The sequence below is a fragment of the Nocardia sp. NPDC004604 genome (genome assembly GCF_040609795.1).
Taxonomy (GTDB): Bacteria; Actinomycetota; Actinomycetes; order Mycobacteriales; family Mycobacteriaceae; genus Nocardia.
Map to the genome: position 1 here is coordinate 14084 of NZ_JBEXLC010000095.1, position 20544 is coordinate 34627.

A 20544-nucleotide genomic window follows, 5' to 3' on the forward strand; every position below is an offset into this window, starting at 1 on the left:
TGCAGATGGAGCAGCCGACAACGCGACCGCAGGACGACCATGTGCCGATCGTGATCATCGGCGCCGGATTCGCGGGTATCGGATTGGCCGTCAAACTGCGCGAGGCCGGATTCCGTGACTTCGTCATTCTCGAGCGCGGGACCGATCTCGGGGGCACCTGGAGCGCCAATACCTATCCGGGGTGCGCGTGCGATGTGCCCTCGATGCTGTATTCGTATTCATTCGCACCGAATCCGAATTGGTCGCGACGCTATGGCACACAGCCGGAAATCCTCGAATATCTGCGCGGCGTCGCCGAGAAGTTCGATGTGCCGCAGCACATTCGATACAACAGCGAAGTACTCGACGCGAGGTGGGACGAGACCGCCGGACTGTGGCGTATCCACACGGGGCAGAGTTCGTGTACCGCCGATGTGCTCGTCTCGGCGATCGGGCCGTTCAGCGAGGCGCAGATCCCCCATCTGCCCGGCATTGCGAATTTCACCGGCACCCAATTCCATTCCCTGCACTGGGATCACGACCACGATTTGACCGGTGAGCGGGTCGCGGTGATCGGCACCGGTGCATCCGCGGTGCAATTCATTCCGGAGATACAGCCGGTGGTGGGTCGGCTGACGGTATTCCAGCGTTCGGCGCCCTGGATCGTGCCGCGCATGGATTGGGCGACGACCGCCGTCGAGCGCACACTACTGCGGCGGATGCCATTGCTGGGCAAGACGATTCGCGCCGCCTATTTCACCGGCATCGAGGGATTCGGGCTGGTCGGGTTCGTGGACAAGCGGTTCCGTCACCCCTTCGAGGCGCTGGGCCGGTTGCAGCTGCGTCGACAGGTTCCCGATCCGCGACTGCGCCGAAAGCTGACACCCGACTATATGATCGGCTGTAAACGCGCGATCTTCTCCGATGCCTACTATCCGGCTCTGACGCAGCCGAATGTCGACGTGGAGACCTCCGGCATCGCGGAAGTGCGGGCGCGATCGATCATCACCCGCGACGGCACCGAACACGAGGTGGATACGATCATCTGGGGCACCGGCTTCGGTGTCCCACCGCGGATATTCGAGGCCATCCACGACACCGCCGGGCGCACCCTCGCACAGCTGTATCGGCAACGCCCGCAAAGCTATCTCGGCACCTCCGTAACCGGGTTTCCGAACTTCTTCACCACCCTCGGCCCGTTCGGCGCGGCCGGGAATCAATCCGCCATCTTCATGATCGAGGCGCAGATCCGTTACATCGTTGATGCGGTAAAGCGCATGCGAGACAACGGTCTTCGCCGCATCGAGGTGCGACCACAGGCACAGCGGGCTTTCGTCGAGGAGATGGAACAGCGCAGCCGGGACACGGTATGGGTCACCGGCGGTTGCCGCAGCTATTACCAAACCGCCGACGGCAACCACAATGCCGGGCTGTATCCGAACTGGAGTTTCGAATACGCTCGCCGCACGATGCGATTCGACGCCGACGCCTATCTCACCGAGGCATCATGAACCTCTTTCGACTCCTGCCCACCGACACTCCCTTCGACGTGACCGACAAGGTCGCCGTCATTACCGGCGCCGGGCGCGGCATCGGCGGCGAACTGGCCCGCATCCTGCATCGGCGCGGCGCGACCGTCGCCATGCTTGATCTCGACGAGACCGAAGTCCGCACTGCCGCAACGCGACTGGGTTCCCGAGCGCTCGCGCTGCGCGCCGATGTCGCCGACCGGGACGGTATGGTCGCGGCCATCGCAACGGTTCGTGAACGCTTCGGGCGCATAGATGTAGTGGTCGCGAACGCCGGTATCGCCCCCACGCCCGCCACACTGCGGACCATGGACCCGGCCGACTTCGACCGCGTCATCGGTGTCAACCTGACCGGTGTCTTCAATGCCGTCCGCCCCGCGCTCGACGATATCGTCGCCACCAGCGGACATGTCGTGGTGGTGTCGTCCTGTGCCGCATTCGCACCGGGTATGGGCGGTTCCCCGTACATGATCAGCAAGGCCGGTGTCGAACAGCTCGGTCGCGCACTGCGGGTCGAGTTGGCCGCCTCCGGCGCCAGCGCCGGTGTCGCCTATTTCGGCATCGTCGACACGGCCATGACCCACCACACCCTCGACGACGACGATTTCGGCCGCGCCGCCGCCGCCATGCTGCCCTGGCCGCTCGATCAGCGCATCAGCGCCGCCGACGCCGCGCTGGCCGTCGCCGATGGCATCGCTCGCCGCGCCCCGCGTACCATCGCACCCCGCGTATGGGTGCCGTATTCCCTGCTACGCGGCGCGATCAATGTGCTGATGGATCAGTACCTCAGCACCGATGAACAGCTCCGGGACCTGCTCCGGAAGCTGGAACAACGCGCGGGCACGCGCCCGCCGAATGCGTCGGCGCGCACATGACATGATCGGATCCGTGAGTTCGTCAGCCAGCACCTGGCGCGGCAGCACCATGGCAAGCCGGTCCGCCGAACGCCGCCAACAGCTCGTGCGGGCCGGATACGCGCTGCTCGGCGGCGAGGGCGCGGCGGCGACCACCATGCGGGCCGTCTGCCGCGAGGCGGGGTTGAGCCTGCGCTACTTCTACGAGAACTTCCCCGATCGCGAAGCCCTGCTCGTCGAGGTCTACGACCAGACGGCGCACGGACTGCTCGATGCTGTCACGACCCGGCTGCGCGATGCCCCCGCCGACGAAACCGCCCGCGCCCGAGCGGCTTTCGACGCCGCGGCACAGTACTTCCAGGACGACCCGCGCCGCGGACGGATCATGTTCCGGGAAACCCTGGCGGATGACACCCTGCGCGCTCACGGCGCCGATGCGCTTCCGGCCTTCGTCACACTCGTCGCGACCCAACTCGCACCGGAGCAGGCCGCGCGATTCGCCACCGCTTCCGGCCGGATCCCCCGGCCGGTCAGCGCGATATCCGGTGCGCTGCTCGCGCTGTTCCTCGACTGGCTCGACGGCGATATCGAGTCCGACCGCGACGCGGTGGTCGATTACGCCACCCGCCTCACGGTTACCATCCTCGAGCTCGGCTGAGTCCCGGTTCGAGCGGACTCAGAGCAGACCGCGCAGCCGAAGATCGCTGACGTACTTTTCGATGAGCGCGGGTGTCAGGTGCGGAATATCGTGCTCGGGCCCGATATTCGCGGCTTGGACCGCGGCGGTGAAACCCTTCGCCGGGATGGCGGAACCGCGGATGGGCCGAGCCGGACGGCGGTAGGCGTGCAGCAGCGGTAGCACTGATGCCTGGCGCTGCTTCTCGGGCAGGGCGCGCAGGGCGGTTCCGAACCGGCTGAACCACTTCTGGTAGTCGTCGATCCGCTGGATGGGGTGGCCGGATTCGACCAACCAGTCCACGAATTCGTCCAGGGAGATGCCGTCATCGTGCGGGTTGAGCACGTCGAAGGTTCGAAAACCATTGCGCGCCTGCGCACCAAGGGTGGTGATCGCCTCGGCGGTGAAGTCGGCGGGCAGGCCGTCGTAGTGTGCGCGTTGCCGTTTGCCGTCGGCGTCGGTCTCGTAGAAGGAGTACGGGGCGATGCCGGTGGCGACCAGACTGAGCAGCAGCCGGGTGAACATATCCGGGATATTGAGCTGGCCGTTGAATCGGCTGTGGGCCAGGATCATATCGGATCGGAAGACCGCAACGGGTAGTCCGCACCGATCGTGCGCTTCCCGCAGCAGCACCTCGCCCGCCCATTTGCTGTTGCCGTAACCATTGGCGTAGCTGTCGTCGATGGCACGCGTAGGGCTGATTCGACGGATATCGCCGTCCTCCTCGAAGACCGAGGGCTGGATCTGGTCGGCGACGGCCACGGTGGACAGATAGGTCACAGGCTTGATCCGCGTGGTGATGGCCAATCGGATAATTTCCGCAGTACCAACGACATTGGGGCCGAAGAGCTGGTTATAGGGCAGGACGTGATTGACCAGTGCGGCGGGGTGCACGACCAGATCGACGGTATCGGCCAGCCGATGCCAGGTCGCATCGTCCAAGCCGAGATTCGGCTCGCCGATATCGCCGGGCAGCACCTCCAAGCGGCGGGCGGCCAGCTCCCGGTAGTGCCGGATCAGTTCCGGGTCACCGGTGTCGAAGGCGGCGTCGAGCCGGGCGCGGGCGGCGGCCGCATGTTTGCCGCGGATGACGCAGATCAGGGTGCCGCCGGTCTTATCCAGTCGTTCCAGCCATTCCAGACACAGAAAGCGGCCCAGGTAGCCATTGGCACCGGTCAGCAGAACGGTCCGGGTCGCGGTCGTATGCGGGAGAGTCGTTGCGGCGGAGAGTGATTGCGCATCGATGAATTTGTCGAGCGTCAGTTCATCGGCACGCGCGAGATCTGTCCGGGCATGTACCGAGGCAAAGGTGGGCCGGATCGCCCCGGATCCCTGTGCCGATTCGACGTAGTCGGCCAATTCGCGCAACCCGTTGGCCGGGCTGACGATGACGCCGACCGGCACCTCGACATCGAAGATATCGCGGAGCAGATTCGAAAACGACAGTGCGGAAAGGGAATCGCCGCCGAGATCGGTGAAATGCGCATCCGGTCGCAGATCGGTGGTTGCGCAGCCGAGCAGCGCCCGTGCGGCGCGGCTCACGGTCTCCAGCACCGGTAGTTCGGCGGCTTCGCGGCGCAGCGCGCGCAGTTCGTCCGCCTGCCCCTCGGCCAGTTCGGCGTACAGCTGCTGCAACCGGTCGCCGTAGCGCTCGATCAGCTTGGGGCGCAATAGTTTGCCGATACCGGAGAGCAGACCGTTGTCGGCGGTGAACGGTTCGGTCTCGATCAGGAAGTCGCGCGGGATCTCATAGGAATGTAACCCGGCATCCTTGGCGATATGTTGCAGCGAATCGCTCAGTGCCGCTTTCGGATCGGCGCTGCGCAGCACCTCTGCGGTCGGCACGATCACCGCGAGCAGATAGGCGCGCTCGCTGTTGCCGTAGATGAAGATCTGCTCGAGCAGCGGACTGCTGGCATATACGGCCTCCAGATGCGCGACTGCGACGAATTCACCCTGGGACAACTTCAGCACATTGTTGCGGCGATCCACGTAGACCAGCTGATCGGGCCCGAGTTCGGCCACGATGTCCCCGGTCCGGTAGAAGCCGCCCACATCGAAGATCTCCGCGGTGACCTCGGGCCGCTTGTAGTAGCCCGGAATCATGGTCGTGGTCTTCAACAGCAGTTCGCCGCGCGGATGCGGCTGGTCGGTGCCGAAATACCCCAGCTCGGGCACATCGACCAGCTTGTAGTCGAGGACCGGTGGACGGCAGATCAGGTTATCGATCATGATGCTGCCGCCCGCTTCGGTCGAGCCGTAGCCGTCGTGCAACTCCAGATCGATGACCGATTCGATGAAGGTCTTCATCTCCGGGGCCAGCGGTGCGCTGCCGACGATCGCGGTGATGAACCGGCCGCCCAGAAAGTCTTCGCGCAGTTCGGCCTTCACCACACGGTCGAGTTCGGCACGGTCTGTACCCGGTTCGGAGCGCCGCGCGATTTCACTCTGATAGCGCTGAAAGACCATATCGCAGATGCGAGGTACGAAGAACAGCTCGGTCGGGCGCACCATGCCGATATCCTCGAACAACGTCGAGATATCACTCTTGGCCGTGAAATACGCGGTGCCGCCGCGGGCCAGCACTCCGTACAGCGCCATGCGCCCGGCGACATGGCTCATGGGCATGTAGTTCAGGTTGATCGCGGCCACCTCGGCCTGGGCCAACCACATCGCGGTCACCAGCCCGGCGGTGTACATGGCCCCCTTGGGGGTTCCGGTACTGCCGGAGGTGTAGATCAGCAGGGTGAGCGCGTCGCCGTCGGGAATGAACAGCGGCGCGGGTGGCAGAGCGCGACCGCGTTCGAGTACCGAATCCAGTGACTCCACCACTATCGGTGTGTTCGCGAGCCGGTACCGGGCCGATTCGAATGCGTCGCGCTGATCGTCGTCCTCGGGGTGGTAGTCGAAGACGACCAAACGTTCCGGTGTCGGTCCGGCCAATACGCATTCGATCGCGGCATCGAGGTTTTCGGGGGTCGCGGCGAGGATGCGCGGTGCGGTCTCCGCCAGGATCGCCGACAACTGCGCGGGCGATGCGCTCGCCTGCAGCGGCACGGCGACCGCGCCGAGGTATAGACATGCCAGGTCGAGGGCAATGTAGTCGCTGCTGGTGAATCCGAGGGTCGCGACGAAATCACCTGCGCGCAGCGGGTTTTCGGCGTCGTGCTGCCAGTCCGCGGCGATCGCGGCGACTCGCGCCCACAGCTCCCCGTAGGTGATGGTCTCGAATTCGGGCAGCAGCCGTAGGGTGCGGCGGCCCGCATCGTCAGTGGTCGGTTCGCTGACGCGATGCCCGAGCGCTGGGCGATCCGCATAGCCCGTCATCACCATCTCCGCGATCTGGGCCGGGCTGAGTCCCGGTTCTCGAATCGCGGCGAAGATCTGCGGGTCCGGTCGCGCGTCGCGGATCTGCGGATAGGTGGCGTACAGGTCGGTGATGCGGCCGATCAGCCGCTCCATCTGGGTATCTGTCATCATGGCCAGCCTCCTTCGGCGGGTTGCCAACCGTCGGTTGTTCCGTACACATAGAAAGGCGCCTATATTTACTAATAAGTTAGCTTGCCTAAATATTCCGGGTCCGGCCGAATTGGGCAGTGATTCCGGCCGGATTATGCCGCCACCTGCCGACTTGCGATCCTGAGACCATGATGATCCCCCTCCCCGATCTGGTCGAGGGCCTGCTCGACGGCCCACGCCCACTGCCCATTGTTACCGCGGGCGACCCCGTCCTTCGCACCCCTGTCGCCCGCTATGACGGGCAGCTGACCGACGCGCAGCTGGGCCGATTGGTGCTCGCGATGCGGGAGACGATGCACGCCGCGCCGGGTGTGGGGCTCGCCGCGCCGCAGGTCGGGATACCGCTGCGACTGGCCGTGCTGGAGGATCCGGCCGAGGTGACCGACGAGGTGCGCGCGATCCGCGCCCGGATCCCACTGCCGTTCCGAGTCCTGGTCAATCCGACCTATGAACCGATCGGCGATATCCGGGCCGCATTCTTCGAAGGCTGCCTCAGCATCCCGGGTTGGCAGGCCGTGGTCGCGCGCCACGCCGGCGTGCACCTGCGCGGCCAGGACGAATACGGCCGCGAGCTGGATGAAGAGGTATCCGGCTGGCCCGCACGCATCGTGCAACACGAGACCGACCACCTCAATGGCACCCTCTATATCGACCACGCCATCACCCGCTCCCTCACCAGCGCCGAAGCCCTCGCCGACCGCTGGTCCCAACCGACTCCCGCAACCGCGGCCGCCGCTCTGGGCTTCGAGTTCCCCTGACCGTCGCGCACGTGCATACTGCGATGGGACCGAGCGATCGTTCGCTATCCGGGTGTTGCCAGTACCAGTGTTACTGGACTCCTGTTACTGGTGTCGGATCGGCTGCAAGCTCTAGAACATGACCCAGACCTTGCAGCCGAGTACCGCTGCGGCCACATCGGCCGCTGCGGGTCCGGCGGTTCAGCCTGCCGCGTTCGGTGCGCGGCGAACCATCGCGGTGCTCGCGGTATTGCTCACCGGACAGTTCATGGCGGTGCTCGACGCGTCGATCGTCAATGTCGCCATACCTTCTATTCGTATCTCGTTGCATACCAGCGGATCCGCATTGCAGTTGATCGTCGCCGGATATGTGATCGCCTATGCCGTACTGCTCGTCACGGGTGCGCGATTGGGTGATCGGTTCACCCAGCGTCGCACCTTCATCACCGGGCTCGCGGTGTTCACCGTTGCCTCGCTGGCGTGCGGGCTGGCGTGGAATGAGTTGTCGCTCATCGTATTCCGGTTCGTCCAGGGTGCGGGTGCGGCCGCGATGATTCCGCAGATCATGACCATGATCCAGCGCAACTTCACCGGCAATGCGCGGGCCAAGGCGCTCAGCGCGTACTCCGCGATCATCTCCGGCGGCATGGTCGTCGGCCAGGTGGCGGGCGGACTGATCGTCAATGCCGACCTTTTCGGGAGCAGCTGGCGTGGCGTATTCCTGGTCAATGTGCCGATCGGCGCGGTGCTCCTGCTGATCGCCCCGCGGGTTCTGCCCTCGGCCACAGCGCGATTCGATCGCAAGCTGGATCTGGCCGGTCTGACGATGCTCACCGTATCGGTGCTGCTGCTCGTGCTGCCCTTGGTGTTGGGACATGAGCAGGACTGGCCGCTGTGGACATGGATCGCCCTGGGCGCCAGTGTGCTCGGTATCGGATTGTTCGTGCTGATCGAGCGGGCGGTCGCCGCTCGCGACGGTGAACCGCTCTTCGCCCAGCGCGTGCTGAAGTCGCCGGGACTGACACTGACCGCGGGCACGCTGTTCACGATCATGGCCACCTTCGGTGGCTGGATGTTCGTCATGGCGATCCACCTGCAGAGCACCCTCGGCTACACCGCATTACACGCGGGCCTGCTGTTCATCCCGATGGGCGCGACCTTCGCACTGGCCAGTCTGAACTGGGAGCGCATCCCACATCGCTTCCACGCCAGCATGATTCCGTTCGGCCTGGTACTCGCCGCGATCACCATGGTGGTGCTCGGCATGATGCTGCGCAACGGCGCCGATTTCGGCCCGCTCGCGCTTGTCGTCTTCGGCATCCAGGGCATCGGCAACGGCCTGGCCTTCAGCCCGCTGATGACCCGCACCCTGGCCAGGATTCCCATGGCCCTCGCGGCCGATGCCAGCGGCATTCTGGTCACCAGCGTCCAACTCGGCATTGTGGTGGGCATCGCCTGCTTCGGGTCGGTGTTCCTGGGACTCGCAGGAACCACGGTGCTCTCGGCGGCACATGCCCTGGGCGGGACGGCGATCGCGGAAGGTGTCACGGTGCTGGTGGCTGCGGCGCTGTCCGCTCGCGCGGCGCGGTAATCGCAACAGCTGATCCCGGGTTCGCCGTTCGGACGGCGAACCCGGGATCGCGCTATTTACCACGCGACATGGTTCGCGTCATCGCGATCCGAAGTCGGGCCGATTCGGATCAGCGCGACGCTAATGCTGGCGGCGCCGGACAAGTTTGACGATCGTCATACCTATGAGCAGGAGCGGAAACGTCTTCGCGGTGGGCATCGAATTGGATGGCGAGGGATATCACCCCGCCGCGTGGCGGCGGGCCGCGCATCCACCCGATGCCTTCCTTACCGGCGATACGCTGCGCAAACGCGTCAGTGCGGCCGAGAATGCCGGCTTTACGCTCGCGACGTTCGACGATTCGATCCTGCCGCCCGTGGGCCATCCGGCGGCGCGCATCGACGGGGTGACGCGGGCATCGTTCGTCGCGGCGACCACCAGCACCATCGGACTGGTGGCGACCGTGGCGACCACCTACGCGGAACCGTTCCACACCTCCGCGCAGCTGGCCACGCTGGACTATGCCTCGCGCGGGCGCGGCGGCTGGATCGCGACCACCATTGCCGCCCCGGCGGCCGCCACCACCTGGGGTCGGCCCGCACGCACCACCGAAGCGGAACTCGCACGCGAACAACGGGATTCGATCGAGGTCGCGCGCCGGCTGTGGGACTCGTGGGAGGACGACGCCGTCGTGCGCGACCATGCGGCGAGCCGCTTCCTGGATCGAGATAAGTTGCACTACATCGACTTCACCGGCGAGACCTTCTCGGTGCGGGGGCCGGCAATCGTGCCACGGCCGCCGCAGGGTCAAGTGGTTGTTTTCGCCTATGACACAACCGAATCCGGCGCGGTCGACGTCATCCTCGTCGCGGGACGCGATCTCGCACAGACCCTGGCCGCCGCCGACCGCGCGCGAGCAACCGGTGCACTCGTTTTCGCCGAACTCGAGGTCGCCCTGGACATCCCGCATGCGACGGCGGCTCAACGCATCGCCGATCCGGACGAGTACGCGTCCGCGAATCCCACAGAGCGCCTGACGTTCTCGGGCTCGCCCACCGACCTCGTCCGCCTCATTACCGAACTCGCACACCACGTCGACGGCGTACGCCTGCATCCGGCCGTTATCGACGAGGACCTCCCGGCGCTGGCGCGCCACGTCCTGCCCGCACTGTTCCGATCCGGTGTGCTCCACCGCCCGGTGCCGGGCTCGACCCTGCGCGCCAATCTCGGCCTGGCGCGGCCGATCAATCGATACGCGAAGGATCAGCACTGATGAGTACAGTCTCGGGCGACAGTCGGGCGGCGGGTGGGCGCGAGGTTCCGTTCCCCGACGCACAGATTCATTTCGGTGTTTTCTTCCAGGGCGTCAACCATTCCACCATCTGGTCGGATCCGAGCAGCGGTTCCCAGATCGACTTCGAGACATTCCGGCGCATCATCGGCACCGCCGAGCGCGGACTCTTCGACGCGTTCTTCCTCGGCGAGGGTCTGCGCCTGCGCGAGCAGCACGGTCAGCTGCTCGATACCGATATCGCGGGCCGTCCCGATGCCATCGCCCAGCTGGCGGCGCTGGCCGGGATCACCCGGCATATCGGTCTGGTCGCCACCCAGAACACCACCTATAACGAACCCGCCGACCTCGCGCGCCGACTCGCCGGACTGGACCTGCTGTCCGGCGGCCGGGCGGGCTGGAACGCCGTCACCACCGACAATGCCTGGACCGGTGCGAATTTCCGGCGTGGCGGCTTCCTCGATCACGCGCAGCGCTATGAGCGCGCGGGCGAATTCGTCCGGACGGCCCGCGAGATCTGGGATGCCTGGGCCGATCATGCGATCGCGACCGCACGCCAGGAAACCCACTGGGCCGCACCGGATTCGGTGCGCAGGGTGACCCGCGATAACGACCACTTCCAGGTCTCCATCACCCCAACCCTGCCGCGCAGCGCCCAAGGCCACCCCGTGATCTTCCAGGCCGGTGATTCGCCCGCGGGCCGCGATTTCGCGGCGGCCGATGCGGATGTCATCTTCTCCAGGCACGGCACGCATTTCGATGCCGCACTGGCCTTCGCGAACGATATTCGCGAGCGTCTGGTGCGTGCGGGTCGCCCTGCCGATGACATCAAGATCCTGCCCGGAACCCAGATCGTGCTGGCCGAGAAGGAATCCGAGGTCGAGGAGAAGGCGCGCTGGGTGCTGGAGGCGCAATTCACCGGTCAGACCGCGCTTTCGCTGGTCGGCCAGGTGTGGGGTCGCGATCTGTCCGACCTCGATCCGGATGGCCCGCTGCCCGCGGACGATCCACGGCCCCGGGTGATTTCCGGTGAACGCGGCGCCCAGCGCGACGGCCAGGACCCGGTGGCGATCGCGCGGGAGTGGCGAGCACTGGCCGAGGCCAAGAATCTGTCGCTGCGCCAGGTCGCCATCGAGACGTCGCAGCGATCCGGCTTCGCGGGCACTCCCGGCCAGGTCGCCGATGAGCTGACCCGCTGGGTGCGCAACGGCGCGACGCACGGGTTCAATATTTCGCCATATCTGGTCCCCACCGGACTCGATGAGATCGTCGACCGGCTGATTCCGGAACTGCAGGAGCGCGGCGCATATCGCACCGAGTACACCGGGACTACCCTGCGCGAACACCTCGGACTCCGCCCGCCGCTGACCAGGCGCTGACCGCCATACCCACCCGATCCGAGCCGGGAAAGACGACCGGTTTGTCACCGAAACCGAACCTCGGACCGCATCTTGCTCGTATGTTTGCCATACGCAGCGCAGATCGGAGTAGGACAGTGCAAACAGGGGCTACCGCGGACTATGTGATCGTCGGCTCCGGGTCCGCGGGTGCGGTCCTGGCCAATCGGCTCAGCGCCGACCCGAATGTCACGGTGGTGGTGCTGGAGGCGGGGCCGCATGATAAGAACAAATTCGCCCACATTCCGGCGGCGTTCGCGAAACTGTTCCGCTCGGAGGTGGACTGGGACTACCTCACCGAACCGCAGCCCGAGCTGAAGAATCGGCAGATCTACTGGCCGCGCGGCAAAATGTTCGGCGGCTCGTCGTCGATGAACGCGATGATGTGGGTGCGCGGATTCCGCGCCGACTATGACGAGTGGGCGCTGCTGGCCGGGGACGAGTGGGGGTTCGCGGCGGCGGTCGAGCAGTTCCGCAAGATCGAGAGCGTCGAGGACGCCCAATACCCGGATGAGGGCGCGAACGGGCCGCTGCATATTTCCCGGCAGCGCAGTCCGCGCGCACTGACCGCGGCCTACCTGGCCGCGGTCAAGGAGTCCGGGTTCGAGGTGGAGCCGCCGAACCGGCCGCAGCCGGAGGGGTTCAGCGAAACCATGGTGACCCAGCACGGCGGCAGGCGCTGGAGCACCGCCGACGGGTACCTGAAGCCCGCCATGCGCCGCCCGAACCTCATTGTGCATACCGAGGCGCTCGCGTCCCGGGTCATCTTCGAGACCTCGCCCACCGGGACACCGCGCGCGACAGGGGTGGAGTACCGCCAGGGCGGCAGTACCCATACGGTGGCAGCCCGGCGCGAGGTGGTGCTCTGCGGTGGTGCGATCAACAGCCCGCAGCTGCTCATGCTCTCCGGTATCGGCGATGCGGACGAACTTGCGCGCCACCACATTCCGCTGGTGCACCATGCGCCCGAGGTGGGCGCCAATTTGCAGGACCACCTGGTCGCGGCGCTCGGCTACGGTGTCGAATCCGATTCACTGTTCACCGCGGAAAAGCCGCTTCAGCTCCTCGACTATTTCATCCGGCACCGCGGCATGCTCACCTCCAATGTAGGTGAGGCCTACGGGTTCGTCCGCAGCCGCTCCGATCTCGAATTGCCGGATCTGGAACTGATTTTCGCGCCGGCGCCGTTCTTCTACGAGGGCCTGGTCGATCCGACCGAGCACGGCGTGGTGCTGGCGACGGTGCTGCTGCGCCCGCACAGCCGGGGTCGCATCTCATTGGTGTCCACCGATCCGACCGCCAAACCGATCATCGACCCGCGTTATCTGTCCGATAGCGGCGGCGCGGACCGGGCCGCGATCATGTCGGGTCTGCGGGTCTGCGCCGAAATCGCCGCCGCACCGGCCATGAAGGCGGTACTAGGTCCGCTGATCTATCCGCCGCAGGCGCCCGCGGAGCTGGAAGCCGCCATGGAACTGACGCTGAACGGCTTCTCGCACACCCTGTATCACCCGGTCGGCACCTGCCGGATGGGTTCCGACGCGAGCAGTGTGGTGACACCACGACTGGAAGTGCGTGGAGTGCAAGGACTTCGCGTCGCCGACGCATCGGTCATGCCACTGCTGATTCGCGGACATACGCATGCACCGAGCGTTTTCATCGGTGAGCAGGCGGCCGATTTCATCGTGGGCTAGCTGGCTCGTCGGAGTCGGATACGCTCGGTGTCCAGCGGTACTCGGCGCTGGCCAAAGGACATTCGGCTCGAGCATCGACTCGCCGACGGATAACGGGTCCGAAATGGCATGCAGTGCAATATCGCATCGTGCGCAAATGTGCATCGTGTGCGGTCCGGCACCGACTGCGTCGAAGCGGCGAGCGTCATTGGGCAGACACCCAATCGGACTCGGTACCAACCGATCCGCCTCGATTGCTTCGCCCGCTCGAGGCGGTTGAGCACATCCACGCGGCGAAGTCGCATCGGCCGAGGCTGCACACGCGCATGGCCCGACGCCCAGCATGAGCGGATGCCACAGCATAGGCGGATGCCGCGGCACGGGCGGACACTGCCCACGCATTCCGCGGCGTACTCGGCCGATAGCGCTCCGGCTCAGGCGAAGGTGAAGAGTGCGAGCGACGCCGCGGCCAGAATCAGGTACGGCAACGGATAGGTGAGGTGGGTGTACCACTTCGCGCGGAGGATGGTGATTTCCGCGCCGAGGAAGAACAGTACGAGGCAGATGGCGGCGGCCAGGGCCAGCGGCGGGATGGCCAGGCCGATCAGCAGGCCGGAGGCGCCGAGGGCTTTCAGCGCCGCCAGAGGGTTGAGTGTCCATTGCGGGAGGCCATAGCCCTGCATGGTCTCGCGCACCTTATCCGCCTTGACGATATCGAAGCCCGCGGCGAAGAGTGCGCCGACTGCGGCGAGGATGGTGACGGCGACGTACACGACTGACATGGGAATACCCTCCGGGTGTCTCGGTTCTGTGAGTCTGCGATCGTGGTGCTGCACCCGATCGCCCTATCCACCTGACGGATGCCGAGTACGAAAGGTGACCGATGCACGCACAGGACTTGTTGGCGCGACGATTCGAGACGCATCGCGATCACCTGCGCGGGGTCGCATACCGGATGTTGGGGTCGGCCAGCGAAGCCGATGACGCGGTGCAGGAGGCGTGGCTGCGGCTGGCCCGCTCCGATACCGGCGAGGTCGAGAATTTCGCGGGCTGGCTGACGACGGTGGTCTCCCGGATCTGCCTCGATATGCTGCGCTCGCGGGCCGCCCGGCGCGAGGATCCGATCGATCGGATCCCCGATCTCGGCGATTCCGCCTATGACCGTGATCCGGAAAGCGAAGCGGTACTGATCGATTCGGTCGGACGGGCACTGCTGGTGGTCTTGGATACGCTCGGGCCCGACGAGCGGGTCGCGTTCGTGCTACACGATATGTTCGCGGTGCCGTTCGACCAGATCGCACCCATCCTGGGCCGCACAACGGACGCCACCAAGAAGCTCGCCAGCCGGGCCCGCGCCCGAGCCCACAGCGATACCACCGCATCCACCGCGGAACTCGCCGAGCAGCGGCACGTCGTCGACGCCTTCCTCGCCGCCGCCCGCAGCGGTGATCTCGATGCGCTGCTCGCGGTGCTGGCTCCCGACGTGGTGCGCACGGCCGATCCCGCCGCACTGCCCTCGGGTATGGCGCTGGTCGTCCGTGGCGCGCAGGAGGTGGCCCGGGAGACCGTCATCCTGCGCCGCCGCTCCCAGGTCGCCACGCTCGCGCTCGTCAACGGTGCGGTCGGCATCATTGTCGCCCCGCGCGGCAAACTGCTGCTCGCCCTTGCCGTTACGGTCGAGCACAACCGGATCGCAAGCTACGAGGTGATCGCCGATCCGTTCCGGCTGCGCGACCTCGACCTGGCCGTGTTGCCCGAATTTCCCTGACCCGTCAGGCGCAGTGCAGCGCGGGTGCGGGGATCGGCGGGATCAGGATCGATATCGGCGAAGGAATGTTCTGCCGAGCCTTCGCCCGCACGCCGAAGCCGATCCCGCCGGACCAGCCGTCAGTCGCAGACGGCGCCGAATGAGGCCGAGCCGACCAGCTTCGAATACTTGGCGAGCACGCCGCGGGTATAGCGGGGCGGCAAGGGTTTCCAGCCCTCGCCGCGGCGGGCGAGTTCCGCGGGATCGATCAACAGGTCGAGGGTGCCCGCGGCGACGTCGAGGCGGATTTGGTCGCCGTCCTGGACGAAGGCGATCGGACCGCCGTCGACCGCTTCGGGGGCGACGTGTCCGACGCACAGTCCGGTGGTACCGCCGGAGAATCGCCCATCGGTGAGCAGCAGCACGTCCTTGCCAAGTCCCGCGCCCTTGATGGCCGCGGTGATCGCGAGCATTTCCCGCATTCCGGGACCACCTTTGGGACCCTCGTAGCGGATGACCACCACATCGCCCGCGGTGATCGTGCCGTCCTCCAATGCGTCCATGGCCGCGCGCTCGCCATCGAAAACCCGTGCGGTGCCGGTGAATACGTCGGAGTCGAAGCCTGCGGATTTGACAACGGCGCCGCCGGGTGCCAGGGATCCGGCGAGGATGGTGATGCCGCCGGTCGGGTGGATCGGGGATGTCATGGCCCGCACCACTTTTCCGTCGGGGTCGGGCGGGGCGATGTCGGCGAGGTTCTCGGCCACCGTCCGGCCGGTCACGGTCAGGCAGTCGCCGTGCAGCAGGCCCGCATCGAGCAGCGCCTTCATCATCACCGGCACGCCGCCGATCCGGTCGATATCCGTCATCACATGTCGCCCAAAGGGTTTCACATCGGCGAGATGGGGCACCCGGCGACCGACACGGGCGAAATCGTCCAGTGTCAGATCCACCTTCGCCTCGTGTGCGATCGCGAGCAGGTGCAGTACCGCATTGGTGGAGCCGCCGAATGCCATGACGACGGCAATCGCATTCTCGAAGGCCTCCTTGGTAAGAATGTCGGCGGTGGTGATCCCGCGCCGCAGCAACTCCACCACCGCCTCACCACTGCGCCGCGCATAGCCGTCGCGTCGCCGATCGGTCGCGGGCGGCGCCGCACTGCCCGGCAACGACATGCCCAAGGCCTCGGCCGCGCTGGCCATGGTGTTGGCGGTGTACATCCCACCGCACGCACCCTCGCCCGGGCAGATGGCCCGTTCGATGGCGTCCACATCCTCGCGGCTCATCAAACCCCGCGAGCATGCGCCGACGGCCTCGAACGCGTCGATGATCGTCACCTCGCGCTCACTGCCATCGGAGAGTTTCGCGATACCGGGCAGGATGGAGCCCGCGTACAGGAATACGCTCGCCAAATTCAGTCGCGCCGCCGCCATCAGCATGCCGGGCAGCGATTTATCGCATCCGGCCAGCAGTACGGAGCCGTCGAGCCGCTCGGCCTGCATCACCGTCTCGACGCTGTCGGCGATAACCTCCCGCGAGACCAGCGAGAAATGCATGCCCTCATGGCCCATGGAGATGCCGTCGGAGACCGAAATGGTGCCGAATTCCATGGGATATCCGCCGCCCGCGAATACGCCCTCCTTGCAGGCCTTGGCGAGCCGATCCAGCGACAGATTGCACGGCGTGATCTCGTTCCAGGACGAAGCCACCCCGATCTGGGATTTGCCCCAGTCGCCGTCGTCCATGCCGACGGCCCGCAGCATGCCACGCGCAGCCGTCTTCTCCAGACCATCGGTGACGTCGCGGCTGCGGGGTTTGATATCGGGAACGTTCGGATCATTGGCCATGGCCACATCATTCCCGCCCGGATCGTCGAGCGCCGCCGACCACGCCGATCACCGCGCCGATTATCGGTGCATACCGATTCGCTGGAGCAGATTCAGCAGAGTGGCCCGTTCGGCAATGCCCGCTTCGAGATCATCCGCGCGGCAGGTCATCTGCCCCACCTAGAGCAACCGGGGGCCACGTGCGCCCACATCGAGGCATTCCTGCCCGCACTGCGGCAGCGACTTCGGTCGGCCACGCCGATTGATCTCGGCTATCCGCTTACGGGTTTCCCCGCGGTCGAGGTCGATTCGGCGCTCGCAGGCGAAGGTGGTAGGTAACGAAGATGATTAGGGCCACGAGTTGGATGGCGGCGGTGATGCTGACCACGGCCGTCAGGGAGCGGGAGTACAGCAGGCCGAGCAGCGCGGATCCGGCGAAGGCCGCAAGGCCCGAACCGGCGGCGAAAATCCCGTAGGCAGTGCCACGCCGTTGCACCGGGACGAGGTCGGCAACGGTCGCGCGCAGGGTGGATTCCTGGACGCCCAGGACCGCGCCCCACAGCAGTGCACCGACGACGGCGGGGATCGGCTGGTCCTGGAACGCCAGCGGTGGGATCAACGCCGACAGGATCGGCACCGCGAGCAGGATTCGGGCACCGGTGCGGTCGTAGCACCACCCGGTGAGCAGGGCGGCGAGGGCATCGACGACCATCGCCGCGGCATAGACGACGGGAACGACCGCCAACGGGACGATCGCATGGGTGGCCAAGTGGAAGGCGAGCAGACCGAAACCGGCGAAACCGGTGGTCGTCGCGGCAGCGAAAGCCAGATAACTCCAGTACGCCGTCGGCAACCTGGTTGGGGCACCGGCGCCTGCGGTCGGCGCCTGGCGAGTCGGTTCATAGACGGCCGGATTCGGTACCCGGACCAGCAGTCTCTCCAACACCACCAGCACCGCCACACCCGGTATCGCCAAGGCGAAGAAGGCCGGCCGGTAGTCGCCCGCCGACAATACGAGAATGCCCGCGACGACGAGTGGCCCGACCAGCGCGCCGATCTGGTCCAAGGCCTCGTGTACGGCGAATCCGCGCCCGCGTCCGACCGCGCCCGCCGCATGGGACAGCAGCACATCCTTGGCCGGACTGCGCACCGCTTTACCCGCCCGCTCGGCGATCACGAGCACCCCGGCCGACCACAGTCCGGTCGCGAAGCCGAGCAATGGCACCGAGGTGACAGTAAGGGTGTAACCGCCGACCGCCAGGGGCCAGTAGGCGCGGGTTCGGTCGGTCAGGGGTCCGCTCACCAGTCGACCGGCGAGCGCGAATGCCTCACCCGCGCCGGTGATGACGCCGACGAGCACGGCACTGGCACCCAACGAGGCCAGATATGGTCCGGTAACCGCGCGAGCGCCCTCATAGACGATATCGGCGAGCAGGCTGACCACGCCGAATCCGACGACGAACCGCCAGGGGGTCATCGCCGTTGGCCCGGGCACGACCGCCGACACGGTCAGAGAATAACGACGATCCGCCCGCGCGTCAGGCTGTGCGTGGGCAAGAGAGCCCCTACCCCGTGATGCTCGCGAATCCCATCGGTGGCGTGGCCGATGGCCCGGTGCGCAGCACCGGGCGGAAGTCGGGCAGGGCTGGCAGTACATCGGCATTGCGGGCGGCGTAGCAGCGCACGTGCGGGTGCTCCCGGGCGACCTCCGCGCGTTCCACCGGTTCGGCATCGATGAAGCCGATGGTGTCCAACGTCAGTCCGAGCGTCTGCGCGATGCGGACCACCGATGACGACTTGCGGCCCCAGCCGATCTCGATGACCGAGAACATGTCATAGAGCCCGTGCCGGTACAGCTTGTTCAGAGTGAGGTCGCGGTCGCTGCGGCTGGCGACGGCGTGCCAGATGCCGCGTTCGCTGAGCTTATGCAGGGTGCGTAGGGCAGCGGGCCGTGGTGCGCCGCTGGTCGCGTCGCACACGACACCATCCCAGAGGGTGTTGTCCAGTTCCCAGACAAGACATCTCAGAGCCGGTGCCATCGCCTGCCTCTATCGGTTGGTCATCGCTGCCTCCCCTGCCGTGTCATCGGCGGATGGGGTACCAGCACACCATCCAGCGAACGGCAGGTGCCGGGCAAGCCCCCGCTTTCTTGGGATCCCGTCCGGCCGACGTGATACTACCGGTGCCGCCCGCAAATGCTCTTGTCAAAAGCCGTAATAGCGGCGGACGAGGCGTTCGTAGACGCGCGCGGGGGTGAATCGCCGGGTCCAGAACGACAGCCGAACATCGCTGCCGCAGAGGTAGGTCTGGCGCGGTTCATCCGCTTCCAGGATCGTCCGCACCTTTCTGGCTACCGCCGCGGCGGACTGTCCGGCCCGGAGATAGCCGGTGACCCGCGCCAGCACCGAGATCCGATCGGGTGTGTACGCCTCGATCGGATCGGCAACGCGCACAGCGGAATCGATGATCGGGGTGACCGTCCATCCCGGTGCCAACACCGAAACACGGATGCCGAATGCGGCGGTCTCCATCCGCATCGCCTCACCCAGACGTTCGATGGCTGCCTTGGTGGCCGAGTACCAGCCGCCGTAGGGTTCGGCGATCGCACCCGCACCGGAACTCACCACGATCACCCGGCCGCTGCCCTGCGCCCGCATGATGGGCAGCACCTCGCGCAATACGCGGTGCGTGCCGATCACATTGGTGTCGATCAGCGCGGCGGCCTCGTCCGGATCGGTCTCCTCCACCGAGCCGACAATGCCGTAGGCGGCGAAGGTGACCACGGCATCGATCCGCCCGTGCCGTGCGTGCACGGCCTTCACCCACCCGCGCACCGCCTCGGTATCGCGGACATCGACCGCGCACACGCTCTCCCGCGCGATCTTGTCGCTGCCTTCGACCGTATAGCCAACGCGCGCGAGGTATTCCATGGTCGCCGCACCCATACCGTTGGCGGCGCCGGTCACCAGGACGACGGTCATAGCGCACACACCTTCAGCACCTGCGGCAATACCTCGAGACGCGCCGATTCGACGATTGTGATCTCGCCATCGAGTTCGAGCGGTCCCGGCGCGGCGGGGCGCAGTTCCACCGATGTGTCGCGGTGGCAGGTGGCCAGTGCGGAGCCCGCGAACTTGCCGCGGTAGAGACCGGCGATCAGACCGAGAATCCGGGCACGGCCAGCGGCTTCCCAGATATTGATATCGAAATGGCCGTCGGCGCGAGTGACCGGGGTGTCGTAGTACATGCCGCCGGCGAAGTGCACGCTCTTGAGCACGCCGACATTGGTTATCGGCGCGGTGTGCACCCAGTCCGAGCCGCGCACCTGGATGGCCAGCGGCTTATGGGTGGCGATATTGCTCAGCGCGGTGGCGACAATGGCCGCCTCGACATTGCGTGACTTCAGCCAGCCGATCAGGCCGCGGGCGTGGTTGAACGAATGATTGCCCGCCGCAACGAGTCCCATACTCGCATTGAGCAGGAAGTAGCGGACCGCGCGGGTGCCGTCGGGCAGCAGCATGGTCGCCTTGCCCACATCGACGAGCTCGGCCGGACCGAGCCGGACGGGGATATCGGCGATCCTGGTTCGCCCCGGTTTATGGAAGTCATTGGAGCTGCCGAGGCCGACCGCACCCAGCGCAGTATTCGCCGCTGCGCGCCGCGGTCGGTCCGTCTCGGGATCCATCATCGCGTTGAGGACCAGGTTGACCATGCCGTCGCCGCCCGCCGCCACAATGACATCGGGT

At 66.3% G+C, this 20544-nt stretch carries 16 protein-coding genes; 9 read left to right on the forward strand and 7 right to left on the reverse strand.

What is annotated here, in order from left to right:
* The first annotated feature begins 5 nt into the window (after positions 1–5).
* The 3 genes from ABZW16_RS29160 to ABZW16_RS29170 are packed head-to-tail and all read left to right on the forward strand — an operon-like array spanning position 6 to position 3020.
* Positions 6–1490: an NAD(P)/FAD-dependent oxidoreductase gene (locus tag ABZW16_RS29160; protein WP_354959270.1), complete on the forward strand. Its 1485-nt coding sequence runs from the start codon at positions 6–8 to the stop codon at positions 1488–1490.
* Positions 1487–2383, forward strand: coding sequence for a short-chain dehydrogenase/reductase (locus tag ABZW16_RS29165; protein ID WP_354959271.1), 897 nt, complete (start codon positions 1487–1489; stop codon positions 2381–2383). The genes ABZW16_RS29160 and ABZW16_RS29165 overlap by 4 nt, the downstream gene beginning before the upstream one ends.
* Before the next feature lie 13 nt (positions 2384–2396).
* Complete coding sequence (locus tag ABZW16_RS29170) at positions 2397–3020, forward strand: TetR/AcrR family transcriptional regulator (RefSeq protein ID WP_354959272.1); 624 nt, start codon at positions 2397–2399, stop codon at positions 3018–3020.
* A gap of 18 nt (positions 3021–3038) precedes the next feature.
* Here ABZW16_RS29170 and car read toward each other — a convergent pair whose 3' ends face one another.
* Positions 3039–6518, reverse strand: coding sequence for a carboxylic acid reductase (gene car / locus ABZW16_RS29175; protein ID WP_354959273.1), 3480 nt, complete (start codon positions 6516–6518; stop codon positions 3039–3041).
* Positions 6519–6685: 167 nt separating this feature from the next.
* Here car and ABZW16_RS29180 point away from each other — a divergent pair, with 167 nt between their 5' ends.
* The 5 genes from ABZW16_RS29180 to ABZW16_RS29200 all read left to right on the forward strand — a co-directional run bounded on the left by ABZW16_RS29180 (position 6686) and on the right by ABZW16_RS29200 (position 13246).
* Positions 6686–7315: a peptide deformylase gene (locus ABZW16_RS29180; RefSeq protein WP_354959274.1), complete on the forward strand. Its 630-nt coding sequence runs from the start codon at positions 6686–6688 to the stop codon at positions 7313–7315.
* 118 nt (positions 7316–7433) lie between these two features.
* A complete protein-coding gene (locus tag ABZW16_RS29185) occupies positions 7434–8885 on the forward strand; it encodes an MFS transporter (RefSeq protein WP_354959275.1) in 1452 nt (483 codons plus the stop codon).
* A gap of 163 nt (positions 8886–9048) precedes the next feature.
* On the forward strand, positions 9049–10137 hold the full coding sequence (locus ABZW16_RS29190) for an LLM class flavin-dependent oxidoreductase (protein ID WP_354959276.1): 1089 nt from the start codon (positions 9049–9051) through the stop codon (positions 10135–10137).
* The gene (locus ABZW16_RS29195; RefSeq protein WP_354959277.1) at positions 10137–11534 is read left to right on the forward strand and encodes an NtaA/DmoA family FMN-dependent monooxygenase; all 1398 of its coding nucleotides are present in this window, start codon (positions 10137–10139) and stop codon (positions 11532–11534) included. The genes ABZW16_RS29190 and ABZW16_RS29195 overlap by 1 nt, the downstream gene beginning before the upstream one ends.
* Positions 11535–11650: 116 nt before the next feature.
* On the forward strand, positions 11651–13246 hold the full coding sequence (locus ABZW16_RS29200; protein ID WP_354959278.1) for a GMC family oxidoreductase N-terminal domain-containing protein: 1596 nt from the start codon (positions 11651–11653) through the stop codon (positions 13244–13246).
* 413 nt (positions 13247–13659) lie between these two features.
* On the opposite strand, the gene ABZW16_RS29205 is transcribed toward ABZW16_RS29200, so the two are convergent.
* Complete coding sequence (locus ABZW16_RS29205) at positions 13660–14007, reverse strand: DoxX family protein (RefSeq protein ID WP_354959279.1); 348 nt, start codon at positions 14005–14007, stop codon at positions 13660–13662.
* 101 nt (positions 14008–14108) lie between these two features.
* Here ABZW16_RS29205 and ABZW16_RS29210 point away from each other — a divergent pair, with 101 nt between their 5' ends.
* A complete protein-coding gene (locus ABZW16_RS29210) occupies positions 14109–14993 on the forward strand; it encodes a sigma-70 family RNA polymerase sigma factor (RefSeq protein WP_354959280.1) in 885 nt (294 codons plus the stop codon).
* A 119-nt stretch (positions 14994–15112) separates the two neighbouring features.
* On the opposite strand, the gene ilvD is transcribed toward ABZW16_RS29210, so the two are convergent.
* From ilvD to ABZW16_RS29235, 5 genes are all read right to left on the reverse strand, one after another.
* Complete coding sequence (gene ilvD / locus ABZW16_RS29215; protein ID WP_354959282.1) at positions 15113–16819, reverse strand: dihydroxy-acid dehydratase; 1707 nt, start codon at positions 16817–16819, stop codon at positions 15113–15115.
* Between the two features lie 259 nt (positions 16820–17078).
* Complete coding sequence (locus tag ABZW16_RS29220; RefSeq protein ID WP_354959286.1) at positions 17079–18275, reverse strand: MFS transporter; 1197 nt, start codon at positions 18273–18275, stop codon at positions 17079–17081.
* An 88-nt stretch (positions 18276–18363) separates the two neighbouring features.
* Positions 18364–18837, reverse strand: a complete 474-nt coding sequence (locus ABZW16_RS29225; RefSeq protein WP_354959283.1) for an HAD-IIIC family phosphatase — start codon at positions 18835–18837, stop codon at positions 18364–18366.
* 165 nt (positions 18838–19002) lie between these two features.
* On the reverse strand, positions 19003–19779 hold the full coding sequence (locus tag ABZW16_RS29230) for an SDR family NAD(P)-dependent oxidoreductase (protein WP_354959284.1): 777 nt from the start codon (positions 19777–19779) through the stop codon (positions 19003–19005).
* Positions 19776–20544: diacylglycerol kinase family protein (locus ABZW16_RS29235; RefSeq protein WP_354959285.1), on the reverse strand; the 769-nt coding region annotated here is incomplete at its 5' end. The genes ABZW16_RS29230 and ABZW16_RS29235, both read right to left, overlap by 4 nt.

Bases quoted from the DNA above. Each gene is read 5' to 3' on its own strand.
- ABZW16_RS29160 (WP_354959270.1), top strand. From the start codon at position 6: ATGGAGCAGCCGACAACGCGACCGCAGGACGACCATGTGCCGATCGTG.
- ABZW16_RS29165 (WP_354959271.1), top strand. From the start codon at position 1,487: ATGAACCTCTTTCGACTCCTGCCCACCGACACTCCCTTCGACGTGACC.
- car (WP_354959273.1), bottom strand. From the start codon at position 6,518: ATGATGACAGATACCCAGATGGAGCGGCTGATCGGCCGCATCACCGAC.
- ABZW16_RS29180 (WP_354959274.1), top strand. From the start codon at position 6,686: ATGATGATCCCCCTCCCCGATCTGGTCGAGGGCCTGCTCGACGGCCCA.
- ABZW16_RS29185 (WP_354959275.1), top strand. From the start codon at position 7,434: ATGACCCAGACCTTGCAGCCGAGTACCGCTGCGGCCACATCGGCCGCT.
- ABZW16_RS29190 (WP_354959276.1), top strand. From the start codon at position 9,049: ATGAGCAGGAGCGGAAACGTCTTCGCGGTGGGCATCGAATTGGATGGC.
- ABZW16_RS29195 (WP_354959277.1), top strand. From the start codon at position 10,137: ATGAGTACAGTCTCGGGCGACAGTCGGGCGGCGGGTGGGCGCGAGGTT.
- ABZW16_RS29205 (WP_354959279.1), bottom strand. From the start codon at position 14,007: ATGTCAGTCGTGTACGTCGCCGTCACCATCCTCGCCGCAGTCGGCGCA.
- ABZW16_RS29210 (WP_354959280.1), top strand. From the start codon at position 14,109: ATGCACGCACAGGACTTGTTGGCGCGACGATTCGAGACGCATCGCGAT.
- ilvD (WP_354959282.1), bottom strand. From the start codon at position 16,819: ATGGCCAATGATCCGAACGTTCCCGATATCAAACCCCGCAGCCGCGAC.
- ABZW16_RS29220 (WP_354959286.1), bottom strand. From the start codon at position 18,275: ATGACCCCCTGGCGGTTCGTCGTCGGATTCGGCGTGGTCAGCCTGCTC.
- ABZW16_RS29225 (WP_354959283.1), bottom strand. From the start codon at position 18,837: ATGGCACCGGCTCTGAGATGTCTTGTCTGGGAACTGGACAACACCCTC.
- ABZW16_RS29230 (WP_354959284.1), bottom strand. From the start codon at position 19,779: ATGACCGTCGTCCTGGTGACCGGCGCCGCCAACGGTATGGGTGCGGCG.